At 67.9% G+C, this 12,696-nt stretch carries 10 protein-coding genes and 2 pseudogenes; 11 read left to right on the plus strand and 1 reads right to left on the minus strand.

What is annotated here, in order from left to right; translation table 11 throughout:
- Window positions 1–58 precede the first annotated feature (58 nt).
- A complete protein-coding gene (locus SH922_RS39495) occupies window positions 59–1,807 on the minus strand; it encodes a beta-galactosidase (RefSeq protein ID WP_393063314.1) in 1,749 nt (582 codons plus the stop codon).
- A gap of 575 nt (window positions 1,808–2,382) precedes the next feature.
- Between SH922_RS39495 and SH922_RS39500 the strand changes: the two genes are divergently transcribed.
- The 11 genes and pseudogenes from SH922_RS39500 to SH922_RS39550 all read left to right on the plus strand — a co-directional run bounded on the left by SH922_RS39500 (window position 2,383) and on the right by SH922_RS39550 (window position 12,661).
- Window positions 2,383–3,225, plus strand: coding sequence for a heparin lyase I family protein (locus SH922_RS39500; protein WP_393063315.1), 843 nt, complete (start codon window positions 2,383–2,385; stop codon window positions 3,223–3,225).
- Between the two features lie 44 nt (window positions 3,226–3,269).
- Complete coding sequence (locus SH922_RS39505) at window positions 3,270–3,833, plus strand: hypothetical protein (protein ID WP_393063316.1); 564 nt, start codon at window positions 3,270–3,272, stop codon at window positions 3,831–3,833.
- Complete coding sequence (locus tag SH922_RS39510) at window positions 3,830–5,293, plus strand: PQQ-binding-like beta-propeller repeat protein (RefSeq protein WP_393063317.1); 1,464 nt, start codon at window positions 3,830–3,832, stop codon at window positions 5,291–5,293. The genes SH922_RS39505 and SH922_RS39510 overlap by 4 nt, the downstream gene beginning before the upstream one ends.
- Window positions 5,294–5,403: 110 nt before the next feature.
- Window positions 5,404–6,498 carry a LacI family DNA-binding transcriptional regulator gene (locus tag SH922_RS39515; RefSeq protein WP_393063318.1) on the plus strand — a complete coding sequence of 365 codons (1,095 nt, stop codon included), beginning with the start codon at window positions 5,404–5,406 and terminating at the stop codon, window positions 6,496–6,498.
- Between the two features lie 113 nt (window positions 6,499–6,611).
- Window positions 6,612–6,953 (plus strand): annotated as a pseudogene (locus SH922_RS39520) (ABC transporter substrate-binding protein); the annotation flags it as partial.
- A gap of 90 nt (window positions 6,954–7,043) precedes the next feature.
- Window positions 7,044–7,975 (plus strand): annotated as a pseudogene (locus SH922_RS39525) (IS5 family transposase).
- Between the two features lie 11 nt (window positions 7,976–7,986).
- Complete coding sequence (locus SH922_RS39530) at window positions 7,987–8,922, plus strand: ABC transporter substrate-binding protein (RefSeq protein ID WP_393063319.1); 936 nt, start codon at window positions 7,987–7,989, stop codon at window positions 8,920–8,922.
- A gap of 96 nt (window positions 8,923–9,018) precedes the next feature.
- Window positions 9,019–9,915 carry a carbohydrate ABC transporter permease gene (locus SH922_RS39535; RefSeq protein ID WP_393063320.1) on the plus strand — a complete coding sequence of 299 codons (897 nt, stop codon included), beginning with the start codon at window positions 9,019–9,021 and terminating at the stop codon, window positions 9,913–9,915.
- Window positions 9,916–9,923: 8 nt separating this feature from the next.
- The gene (locus SH922_RS39540; protein ID WP_393063819.1) at window positions 9,924–10,871 is read left to right on the plus strand and encodes a carbohydrate ABC transporter permease; all 948 of its coding nucleotides are present in this window, start codon (window positions 9,924–9,926) and stop codon (window positions 10,869–10,871) included.
- A 60-nt stretch (window positions 10,872–10,931) separates the two neighbouring features.
- Complete coding sequence (locus tag SH922_RS39545) at window positions 10,932–11,903, plus strand: hydroxyacid dehydrogenase (protein ID WP_393063820.1); 972 nt, start codon at window positions 10,932–10,934, stop codon at window positions 11,901–11,903.
- Between the two features lie 86 nt (window positions 11,904–11,989).
- Window positions 11,990–12,661: a ThuA domain-containing protein gene (locus tag SH922_RS39550; protein ID WP_393063321.1), complete on the plus strand. Its 672-nt coding sequence runs from the start codon at window positions 11,990–11,992 to the stop codon at window positions 12,659–12,661.
- The last annotated feature ends 35 nt before the right edge of the window (window positions 12,662–12,696 follow it).

Below are 12,696 nucleotides of genomic sequence, written 5' to 3' on the forward strand. Positions count from 1 at the left end.
GAGCCGGGCTCCGACCGAAGGGTCGGAGCCCGGCTCAGATCCGGTCCGATGCCGGTGGCTACTCATCGGTGGGGCCGAGGTCGGCGTTCTCCCGGAGTTCGACGGTCCGGGCGCGGTGGCAGGCGTGCAGTTCCAGCACGACGATCTCGTTGGTGCCGGCACGCAGGACCGGCGCCGGGACGTAGAGGGAGTTCTGCGGGCCGCGCGACCAGAAGCGCCCCAGGGCGAATCCGTTGACCCACACACTGCCCTTCGTCCAGCCGCCGAGGTGGAGGAAGGTGTCCGCGGGTGCGTCGACCTCGAAGGCGCCCCGGTGGAACGTGGGGCCGGCCGGCACCGACCCTGCCGTGAAAGGCAGTGCGGTCAGATCGGTCAGGGGCAGCGGTCGACTGGTCCACCCGGTGACGTCGTCGCCGTCCAGGAGGACCTTGCCCAGCAGGCCCTTGCGGTCGTGGACGCCCGGCCCGTAGTTGACCCGTCCCTGGTTCTCCACCAGCACGCTGAGGACGCTGCCCGCGCGGGGAGCGGTGACGGTCAGGGCATGCTCGTGGCTCTCACGTTCCAGCACGCCGGCCGGGACCCCGTTCACGAAGAACTGGGCGCGATCCCGGACCCGCTCCACCTCCAGCAGGGCCGGCCCCGCGGACACCAGGGCCGTCTCGTAGAGGACGAATCCGAAGTCCTGTCCCAACTGCTCCATGGTCAGCGGCCGCGGCGCGTCGACGGCTGCGCCGAGCCCCTCCGCGCACTCCAGCAGGCCGGCGCTCTCGGTGAGTGCGACGGTCGTCGGCGCCAGCTTGGGGCCACGCGGAGGGACGGGTCCGGCCGGCACCGGCGCGTACTTGGCGATCACGTCGCGGAAGGCGGTGAACTTCTCGGTCGGGTCGCCGGCCTCGTCGAGCGGGGCGTCGTAGTCGTACGACGTGACGGTGGGCCGGTAGGTGTGCTTGTCGTTGGCGCCGTTGGTGAAACCGAAGTTCGTGCCGCCGTGGAACATGTAGAAGTTGACGGAAGCGCCGGTGGCCAGCAGTTCGTCCAGTTCCCGGGCCGCGTTGCCGGCGTCCCGGATCACGTGGCGGGTTCCCCAGCGGTCGAACCAGCCGATCCAGAACTCGGTGCACATCAGCGGCCCCGTCGGCCGCTGGGTGCGCAACGCGGCCATGCTCTGCGCGGAGCGGCTGCCGAAGTTGGCCGTGGCCAGCACGCCGGGCAGGCTGCCACGCGCCAGGTCGTCGGGCTGGTCGCAGGTGAACAGTGGCACGTCCACCCCGCAGCGGCGGAGAGAGCCCGCGAGATGTTCCAGGTAGGCGGTGTCGTCACCGAACGCCCCGTACTCGTTCTCCACCTGGACGGCGAGCACCGGGCCTCCCTGGGTGGCCAGGTAGGGCCTCAACGGGGTCAGGAGCTGGTCGAAGTAGCTGTCGACAGCGGCGAGGAACCGCGGGTCGCGGGTCCGCAGCCGGATACCGGGGTCCGCGAGGAGCCAGGACGGCAGGCCACCCCCCTCCCATTCGGCGCAGATGTACGGGCCGGGCCGGAGCAGTACGTTCAGTCCCTCGGCGGCGGCGAGGTCGAGGAACCGGGCTATGTCCAGTCCGCCCTCCGTCCTGAAATCGCCGGGACGCGGCTGGTGGAGATTCCAGGGCACGTAGGTCTCGACGGTGTTGAGACCCATGAGCCGGGCCTTGCGCAGCCGGTCGGCCCACAGGCCGGGGTGCACGCGGAAGTAGTGCAGTCCGCCGGACAGGAGCCGGAACGGTTCGCCGTCGAGGGTGAAGCCGCCGTCGTCGATCTGAAGAAGGGGCATGTACGAGTGCTCCTGTGCTGAGGTGAGGTGCGCTGTCGCGTGGCCGGGGCGACCCCGTCGACAGATATGTTTACGTGAACACTCGCAGATGGCAAGCTTCCGGGGCTCGAATGACCGACGGGCCGGCGAGCAAGGGCGGGGATGGGCGTTCCCCGGCGTCGCGGGCTTCGTCACCGGTGCGACTGGGCCGTCGACGGATGCTGCCCGCCCGGTTCGCCTGAGGTGCGGAAGCGCCCAGTCACCCATCACATTTGCGCTACTCGACATCGATGTTCATCGAAGGTGAACGTCCCGCGGCAAGCGCAACCATCGGATCGATGACCAGTAAGCCACATCTACCTGCAAACACGCGGCCGGAACCTCCCCTCTCCTTGGCTTGAATCAAGTTTCGCCGCCGGTCTTTCGGTTTCATTCGAAACCATGTCAACATGCAGGCGGCTCGAAGCGCGCCAATGTCCGTCAAGCGATGTCACTTCATCGTTCAAGTTTTGACCACACGAAGTGACGGTGCTGGATGGGCAACGCCTGGCAGCCTTCGACCGGTTCTCGCAGCCCCACGATGTCGAGGAGTGAAAATGATCAAGGTTCTCAAGGTGTCGACCGCCCTGTGTGCAGGAGTACTGCTGGTCCCCGTTCTGGTGTCGTATTCGTCAGGAGCCGAACCGGATGGCGCCCCGCTCGCCGGCTCCGCGCCGGCGCAGTCCACCACGGAGAAGCTGAAGGTGGACTACGAGAACGGAGCACTGAACTCCGGAGTGGACGGCCTGACCACGACGCACGCGACGGCGTCGGATGCTTCCGGCGTCGTGCAGCCCGGACACGGTGGCTCGTACGCGGTTCAGCACAAGGTGACGCTCGGCGACGCGGGATACGAGTCCAACGGCGCGCCGCGGAGCGAGAGCGCGACGGATCTGCTTCCGTCCGGGCAATTCGACGTCGGTGACGTGCAGCGCTACGAGTTCAGCGTGCTGCTCAAGGACTGGAAGACCTACACGCCGGGTGACAGCGACTCGGGCGACATCGTCTTCCAGGGCAAGTACGCGGGCGGCAACGTCCCGGCGTTCTACCTCATGGCGAAGCGCAACGAGATCGCGTTCCGGTCCCCACATCTGAACCAGCAGACGGCGGTGGTGGCGGACCTCCGTCCGTACGTGAACCAGTGGATGAGCTTCCGCGTCGACGCACGCTGGACCACCGACGAGACGGGCTACTTCAAGGTCTCCGTGCGCCTTCCGGGAGAGTCCGGCTACAAGCCCGCCGCCTCGTACGAGAACGTGCGCACCTACCAGCCGGACAACCCGGCCGAGCACGGCTACATCAAGTGGGGGCTCTACCGGCCCTCGGAGTCGATCGAGAACGGTGACGTACCCACGCGGATCGCCCAGCACGACGACATCCGCATTCTCGACCTGTCCTGATGTGGACCCGTGGATCAGCAGACTCAACACCCCTTGGAGCAGAGATGACCCACTCTCGTTCCCTGAGCAGGCGCCGGCTGATCCGGACCGGTGGCGCGCTCGGGCTGACTACCGCCGCCGGAACGCTTCTCGCCCCGCAAGCCGGCGCGGCACCCGAGGCGGCGGCCACGACCAAAGTGACGGATCTGGGGCCGGGGCTGGTCCAGTTCTCGCTGATGAGCGGGTTGGTGGTCGGCGACACCGTCTACATCGGCTCGCGCAACCTGACCCCCTCCAGCGTCGTCGGCTTCCATCTGCCGAGCCGGAAGGTGGTGTCGTCCACCGACCTCGACGCGGGGCCTGAGCCTTCCATCCAGGCGCTGGCGGCGGATCCCACCGGCCGCTACCTCTACATCGGCGTCCTGGTCAAGTCCGACCAGGGCAAGCCGAATCTCTACCGGTGGGACCTGAGGACGCCCGACAAGCCCGCCGTGCCCATCGGCAGGACCGAGGATCGCGACATCCGTGATCTGGCCGTCGCCCCCGACGGCACGGTCTTCGCCGTGGGCGGCGTCCCGGACAAGCCGCCCGTCCTGTGGCAGTACGACCCCCCTCCACTGGTGCCGTGACCAGTCTGGGTGCCCCTGATCCGAAGGCGACGCTGGCCAGGGCGGTCGCGGCCACGGACACCACCGTCTTCTTCGGCGCGGGCAGCGTCCTTGCCGGCGGCGGCGGTGCGAGCAAGGCGTCCCTGTTCGCCTTCGACCGGAAGAGCCGCGAGTTCACCTCGATCGTGCCCAAGGAGATGGAAAAGGACCCCAGCCTGCGTGAACTCGCCGTCCATGACGGGAAGCTGATCGTCGGCACGTCGGGTGGGGTCGATCCCGCGAAGCTCGCCGTGATCGACCTGGCGGACTTCTCCTCCTGCACCGTGGTGAAGACCGAGGGCGCTGTCATCAAGACGTTCGCCTCCGACGCCGAGCGGATCTACTTCGCCTCCGAGTCGGGAGTGAACGCCTACTCGAAGGCCGACAGGACGATCTCCCACGTGGAGTTCACCGGGCCGGATCTCGGCGAGATCTGGGGGCTGGACCACGCCGAGGGAAGGCTCGCTGTCGTCTCGGGCTACGGTTTCGTCGCCGAGATCGATGTGTCGGCCAAGACCTCGGTGGTCACCGACCTGCACGAGGCGGGAGCCGAGGCCGGACCACAGGCAGGCATGGGGATCGCCGCCGGCAACGGGTACGTCTACCTCGGCGGCAACGGCGCCATCTCACGGCGCAACCTCAAGACCGGCGAGGTCGTCAACCTACAGGCACCGGGTGAGGCGAAGGACGCAGAAGTGATCGAAGGCGCCCTGTACACCGGCCAGTACAACGCGCAGGGCATCTGGCGGTACGACTCCTCCCGGCGGCGGCAGCCGCAGCAGGCGGCGAAGTTCCCCAGCGAGCAGAACCGTCCGCTGGACCTCTCGTGGGACTCGGACAACAAGCTGCTGCTCGTCGGTGTGCAGTCCGACACCGAGGGCGGCGGCGCCCTGTGGACGTACTCTCCCGGCACCGGGAAGTCGGCGGCCTACGTCAATCCGATCGACGACGTCCAACTTGTGAGGGCGGTGGCCAATCGGGACGGCGTCGCTTACCTGGGCGGTGACAATGCCGGCAAGGAGGGACCGCGCGCCACCGTCGTCGCCGTCGATCCGGCGATCGGCAAGGAGCTGTGGCGCGTCGACACGAAGCAGTCGGCGGGTGTGGCGGCTCTGGCGGTGCAGGGCCGGAACCTCTACGGCCTCACCACCAAGGGAGGCCTCTTCGTCATCGACGTCCGGGCCAGGAAGGTGGTGCACACCGCGGACGTCAGCAGTGTCAGCAAGGGCTTCGCCGCCATGGTCACCAACCGGGGCGCGGTCTACGGCGTCTCGGACACCACACTCTTCCGCCTCCATCCGAAGACGTTCGCCGTCACCACGATCGTCGCCGGCGTCAACGGGGCCTGGTACAGCGGCCCGCATGTCAACGCCCACGAGGGCCTCCTCTACACGCTCCGCGGTTGCAACCTCGTCGCTGTCGACGACAGGCCGTCGCACTGACCCCGCTACCGGATCCGCCGCTCCAGGCCATCGTTGACCTTTGATTGATATCTTTTCGATTGTCGAGTGAAGATCGATGACTCACTCGTTGTGTCGAGAGGGGACTGAAGGTGTTGGCTGACGAGCGGCGGGAAGCGATCCTGCGCGCGGTGGAGCGCCAGGGTTCGATCACCGTGAAGGCGCTGGCGGAGGAGATGGGCGTCTCCGCCGTGACCCTGCGCCAGGACGTACGGGAGCTGGCAGGCCAGGGACTGCTGAACCGTGTGCACGGCGGTGCCAGGGCCCTGGCCTCGGGCGCTCCCGCCCCCGTCGAGGCCCCGGCCCCCGGCCCGGCCCCCACCGGAGAGAAGTACGCCGTCGGGCTGGTCGTGCCGCCGGGCGGCTACTACTACGCCGAGGTGATCCGGGGTGTCCAGAACGCGGCCCGCGCGCGTGGCGTCCGCGTCGTGCTGGCCGTCTCCGGGGAGTCACTGTCGGAGAACCAGGAGCAGGTCCGCCAGCTCGTGGCCGGCGGGATCGACAGCTTGCTCCTGATGCTGCACCCGGGCCTGCGCCCTCTGGACGAGGCCGAGCAGTGGCTGAGCACCCTCGAGGTGCCGGCCGTGCTGGTGGAGCGCCGGGCCGGGATTCGGGCCGGCCGGCTGGAGCAGGTGGCCTCCGACCACGCCTACGGCGCGGCCCTCGCGGTGCGCCATCTCGCCGGGCTCGGGCATGACAAGGTGGCCCTCGTCGCCAGGATCGAGAGCCCCAACACGGCTCTTCTCAGCGTCGGTCATGCCGACGCAGTGAAGGCCATGGGGCTGACGCCCGGGCCGGAGTTCCTCATCAGCACCACCGGTGACGCGGCTCCGGCCGACGCGCGCTTCGAAGAAGTGGTCCGAGCCGTGGAATCCGGCGAGGTCCGGGCGGCACTGGTGCACAACGACATCGATGCCATCGCCCTCGTCGGCATCCTGCGTGCACGCGGTACGCGCGTGCCGGAGGATCTGGCACTGGTCACCTACGACGACGAGGTCGCCGAGCTGAGCGACGTCCCCCTCACCGCCGTCGCACCCCCCAAACAGGCGGTGGGGGCGTGGGCGCTCGACCTGGCGGTACGCCGACTGTCCGACCCGGCAACCCCCCTGGCCGAGATCCTGCTCCGCCCGGAACTGCGAGTCCGTGCATCCTGTGGCGCCAACCGCCGGGCCCGGACCGACGCGTAATCATGTGATGCCATATGGTTTCGTTATCAAAAAACGAAACCATATGCATTGACTCGCTGTCGTACGTAACGAATGATTGCGGTGACACCCAAGCAAACGATCGGTGGCACATCATGTTTCGTAGACGACTGACTGCGCTGGTCTGCTCCGTCGCGGCAATCGGCCTTCTCTCCACGGGATGCGGAGAATCGGACAGCGGGACTTCCACGGCGGAGAAGGGCACCGGAAAGGTCACCTTCTGGTCCTTCGTCAAGGGATCCGACGAAGTGGCGAAGGCCTTCAACCGGACCCACCCGGACATCAAGGTGACCTTCGAGGCGGTGCCCTCGGGCCAGGAGTACTACTCCAAACTCACGAACGCCGTGAGGGCCGGCACCGTTCCGGATGCCGCGGTCGTCGAGTACCCGCAGCTGCCGGAGTTCGCCACTCAGGGCAAGCTGGAGACGCTGAGCGATTCGCTCGGGCCTCTGGTGAAGGACCATTTCCCTAGGCACTGTTTCTCGGATCTCCTGACGTGCGTGGGGTGTTGGGGTCAGGCTGTTTGTATGGGCCGTGGTGATCTGACGAATGCGGAGTGGGACAGGCTGGAGTCGTTCTTGCCTCCTGGTGGGGCCCGCGGGGGCCGGTGGAGTGACCACCGTCGGGTGATCAACGGGGTGCTCTACCGGGTCCGGACGGGCGTGCAGTGGAGGGATCTACCGGAGCGGTTCGGGCCGTGGGAGACCGTCTACAAACGCCATCGCCGCTGGTCAGCGGATGGAACTTGGACGATGCTGCTGTCGCGGATCCAGGCGGCCGAGGACGCTGCGGGCCAGATCGACTGGGACGTCTCGGTGGACTCGACAGCTGTGCGGGCCCACCAGCACGCCGCGGGCGCGCGCAAGGCGACGGCGGTCGCGGCCCCTCAAAAGGGGATCGCTGGGGGGACGAACCAGGTCGATCCGGTGTTGAGGAAACTGACGGTCCGGCTGGAGGAAGTGGTCAGATCGGCGAGTGTCTGGGACGTTCCCGCGGCGGATTCACCACCAAGATCCACCTTGCCGCCGACGGGCGATGCCGGCCCCTCGCCCTCGTCCTGACACCCGGACACTACGGTGACGGCCCCCAGTTCGAGCGAGTGCTGGAGCAGGTCTCCGTGCCCCGCATCGGAGTCGGCCGACCCCGGACCCGGCCCGACCATGTCCTGGCGGACAAGGCCTACACCTCTCGGAAGAACCGTCATTACCTGCGGCGACGCGGCATCCGGCACACGATCCCCGAACGCCTCGACCAGCAGAGACACCGCAAGAATCGCGGTTCCCGAGGCGGCCGTCCCACCGGTTTCGACAGCGAGCGATACAAGAAGCGCAACACCGTCGAACGCGCAATCAACCGCCTGAAAGGCTTCCGCGCCGTCGCCACCCGCTACGAGAAACGCGCCTACATCTACCTCGGCACTGTCACCCTCGCAGCCCTCGTCATCTGGCTCAGAACATGATCCGAGAAACAGTGCCTAAGTCCGTAAGGCAGTTGGTCGAGCTGGGGGGCCAGACGTGGGGTGTTCCCCGCGACGCGGCCCCGCTGATGCTGTACTACCGCAACGACTTCTTCAAGAGCCACAAGATCAGCGTCCCCAAGACGTGGGACGCGTACCGGAACATGACCGCTCAGGTGAAGAAGGCGGACCCGAAGGCCCGCGGCGGGGTTCTCTACACAGACAACCCGGGACTGCTGACCGCCCTCGCCTGGCAGGCCGGTTCGCAGTGGTTCGGCACGGAGGAGGACTCCTGGAAAGTGTCGCTGGACGACGCTCCTTCCCGAAAGGTCGCGGACTACTGGGGTGACCTCGCCCGGAAGGACCTCGTCACCTCGGTGAGCTCGCTCGACCCGTTCTGGACGAGCATCCAGCAGAACCGGACCGTCGCCTACGTCTGCGCGAGCTGGTGCGCGGGGGCCCAGCAGGCGACCGTCGCCGACCAGAAGGGCAAGTGGTCGGTGGCCCCGGTGCCCACCTGGGACGGCAAGCCGGCCTCGGCCATGTACGGCGGATCCTCGTTCGTCATACCGAAGGGCGCCAAGAACAGCGGTGCCGCCGAGGAGTTCATCAAGTGGATCACCACCGACCCGGCGGGCATGAAGGCGTGGGTCTCCTCCGGGACCAGCAGCATGTTCCCCGCCGACCCCGAACTCGTGCCGGTCACCAAGGCCGCCTTCCCCACCGACTACTTCGGCGGCCAGGACGTGTACGCCGTTGGCAGCAGGTCCTACACAGCGGTCCGGCCCGGCTGGACGTGGGGCCCCGTCATGGGGACCACGAACACGGCCATCGTCGATCAGCTTCCGAAGGTCGCCCAGGGCAAGGTGAAGCTCTTCGACGTCCTCACCGGCTCCCAGCAGGCGACCGTGAAGGACATGGAGCGGCGCGGGATGAAGGTCGCCCCGTAGTACGCGAACCCATGTGAGCCGATGCCCGCACCGCAGGCCGAGGCAGGCATCGGCTCCCGCCCCGACGCTTCCCGCTCCCATCGAGAAAGGCCCGGTATGACAACTCCGTCAGCCCGCGCCCAGCGCCGCACCGCCACGCTGCTCCTGGCACCCTTCTTCATCCTTTTCGCCGCCGTCACCCTCGCCCCGCTGGTCTACGCGGGCTGGATGAGCCTGTTCACCACCCACACCTCCGGCCTCGGCTTCGGCGGTACGGAAGAGGTCTTCGCCGGACTGGACAACTACGTACACGCGTTGTCGGACCCGGCGTTCCGCGGCGGATTCCTCACCATCGCCGCTTACGTCGCGATCTACATCCCGGTGATGATCGGCGGCGCGCTGGTCCTCGCCCTGCTGCTGGACTCGGCACTGACCAAGGCGCGGACCTTCTTCCAACTGGCCCTGTTCCTCCCGCACGCGGTGCCCGGTCTGATCGCGGCGCTCATCTGGGTCTACCTGTACACGCCGGGGCTGAGCCCGGTGATCGACTTCCTCAGCGCCGGCGGCCTCGACATCGATTTCCTGTCGGCTGACAACGCGGTCTTCTCCGCGGCGAACATCGCCGTCTGGGAGTGGATCGGGTACAACATGGTCATCTTCTACGCAGCCCTCCAGGCGGTGCCGACCGAGGCCCTTGACGCCGCGAAGATCGACGGTGCAGGCCAGATCCGTACCGCCCTGTCGATCAAGGTGCCGATGATCCGCCCGGCCATCGCCCTTGCCGTGCTGTTCACCGTGATCGGCTCGGTCCAGCTCTTCACCGAACCGAAGGTCATCTACAGCGCCTCCAGCTCGATCGGCAGCAGCTGGACGCCCAACATGTTCGTCCAGACCGCCGCCTTCACCCACAACGACTTCGGACTGGCAGCAGCGGCCTCTCTGCTCATCGCACTGTTCGCCGCCCTGCTGTCATTCCTCGTCACCCGCTTTTCGCGCAGCAGGAGCAAGCCGTGACCAAGACCATGACACGCGTTGCCCCCGCCGACTCCTCTCCGGCTCCGCAGCGCACGGACAGGAGCCGGACGGACAAGAGCCGGACGGGCCGGCGAGGCCCCGGGAACCGTCCATCGGCCCTGCTGTCCAAAGCCGGTGTGACCGCGATGCTGGGTCTCGCCGCCCTCTACACACTTCTGCCGATGCTCTGGCTGGTCCTCTCGTCCACCAAGAGCCGCCAGGACCTCTTCGCCACCAACGGCTTCGCCCCGGGCAAGGACTTCGCGCTCGTGGACAACCTCACGTACCTGTTCGAGGCCGACAACGGGATCTTCCTGCGCTGGCTGCTCAACACGGTCCTGTACGCCGGTGTCGGCTCGCTGCTGGCGACCGTGTTCAGCGTGGCCGCCGGGTACACATTCGACAAACTGAACTTCCCCGGCAAGGAGAAACTCTTCTCCTTCGTCCTGCTGGGCGTGATGGTGCCCGGAACGGCGATGGCGATCCCGCTCTACCTGATCGCTGCCAAAGCCGGTCTGGTGAACACCTTCTGGGGCGTGTTCATCCCCGGCCTCGTGTTCCCGTTCGGGGTGTACCTGGCCCGCGTCTTCAGCGCCTCGTACATCCCCGACGAGGTCCTCGAGGCCGCCCGTGTGGACGGGGCAGGCGAGTTCAGGACCTTCTGCAGGATCGCTCTGCCCATGATCGCGCCGGGCTTCGTGACGATCTTCCTCTTCCAGTTCACCCAGATCTGGAACAGCTTCTTCCTGCCCCTGGTGATGCTGTCCGACAAGGACCTCTTCCCGGTCAACCTCGGGCTGTACGTCTGGTACTCCTCCGCCCTCTCCCAGGGGCACCCGCAGGACTACCTCCTGGCCATCGTCGGATCGCTGGTGTCCGTGGTCCCGCTGGTCGTCCTCTTCCTGATGCTCCAGCGGTTCTGGAAGTCCGGCATGACAGCCGGCGCCGTCAAGTAGGCCATCGTCCCGAGGATCCCCATGCCATCCACTCCGCCCCGCCCGCGTGCCCTGTTCGCGATGGGCCGCCCGCACCGGGACGCCCTCTTCCCGCGCGCCGCGATCGACCGCCTGAACCGCCTCGTCGATATCGAACCGCACTTCGTCGCCGAGGACTTCGACAGCGTGCCTCGCCTGGCCGCTGTCGAGATCCTGATCACATCCTGGGGATGCCGCCCGCTGGACGAGGCCGTGCTGGCCCGCATGCCGGCCCTGAAGGCAGTCGTGCACGCAGCGGGAAGTGTCAAACACCATGTGACGGACGCCTGCTGGGACCGCGGGCTCCTCGTCTCCACGGCGGCCGCCGCCAACGCCGTACCCGTCGCCGAATACACCCTCGCCGCCATCCTCTTCGCCAACAAGCGCGTCCTCGAGATCGGCGGGCTCTACCGCGAGCACCGAACTGCCCTGGACTGGGCGGCCCACTTCCCCGGCTTCGGCAACCACCGCAGGACGATCGGCCTGGTGGGCGCGTCCCTCGTGGGACGCAGGGTGCTGGAGCTGCTCCGGCCCCACGACTTCGACATCCTGCTGGCCGATCCGCACCTCGATCCCGACGCGGCCCGGTCGATGGGCGCCCGGCTCGTCGAGCTCGACGAACTGCTGGCCGTCTCCGACGTCGTCTCACTGCACGCCCCCGCGCTGCCCGAGACGTACCACCTGCTGGATGCCCGCAGACTGTCGCTCCTGCGGGACGGCGCCACCCTCGTCAACACGGGGCGTGGCTCCCTCATCGACACCGAGGCCCTCACCGCCGAGGCGTTGTCGGGACGCATCCACGCCGTCCTCGACGTCACCGAGCCCGAGGTGCTGCCGGCGACCTCACCGCTGTACTCACTGCCGAATGTGCTGCTGACCCCGCACATCGCCGGCTCACTCGGCGGTGAGCTCCTGCGCATCACCGCCAGTGCCCTTGACGAGGTCGAACGCTACTGCGCCGGGCGGGAGTTCGCGCACCCCGTGACCCGAGCGGCCCTTTCCACCTCGGCCTGAGCACCCGGGCGGCTGCCGCGCCGCCCCGCCACACGAGAGTGCCGATCACCGCGACCACCCAGCGCGCCAGAACCCCGGAGTGCAGCATGTCCCAGACCGACCGCCTGTCGGACGTACTCGTCTTCACCCGCACCACGGCCTACCGCCACGACTCGATCCCCGCCGGGCAGGCGGCTCTGCGAGAGCTGGGGGAGGAGCACGGCTTCACCGTGGAGACCTCCGAGGACCCCTCGGTCTTCACCGACGCTTCCCTGGCGGGGCGCAGTGCGGTGGTCTTCCTGTCGACCAGCGGTGAGGTGCTCACCCCGGACGGGCAGCTGGCGCTCCGGCGCTGGACCTCGGACGGCGGCGGCTTCATGGGCATCCATTCCGCCGCGTGCACCGAGTACGACTGGCCGTACTACGGGGAACTGCTCGGCGCACGCTTCGCCGGCCACCCGGAGTTCCAGTCAGGCACCGTGCTGGTCGAGGACCGGAGCCATCCGTCGATGCGCCATCTGCCGCCGCGGTGGGACTGGTACGACGAGTGGTACGACTTCCGGAGCAATCCGCGGCGCCCCGGCGTACAGGTCCTCGCCACCATCGACGAATCCGGCTACGAGGGAGGCCGCATGGGTGCCGATCACCCCCTGGTGTGGTGCAAGGAGTCCGGCGCCGGCCGCTCGTTCTACACGTCGCTGGGCCACGCGGATGACGCCTACACCGACCCGGCCTTCCGCGGCCACCTCCTGGGCGGCCTGCGCTGGACTGCGGGCTGATCCCTCCGGCCACAGACAAGGCCACGAATTCCCCG

The sequence above is a fragment of the Streptomyces sp. LN549 genome, assembly GCF_043203805.1.
Lineage (GTDB): Bacteria > Actinomycetota > Actinomycetes > Streptomycetales > Streptomycetaceae > Streptomyces.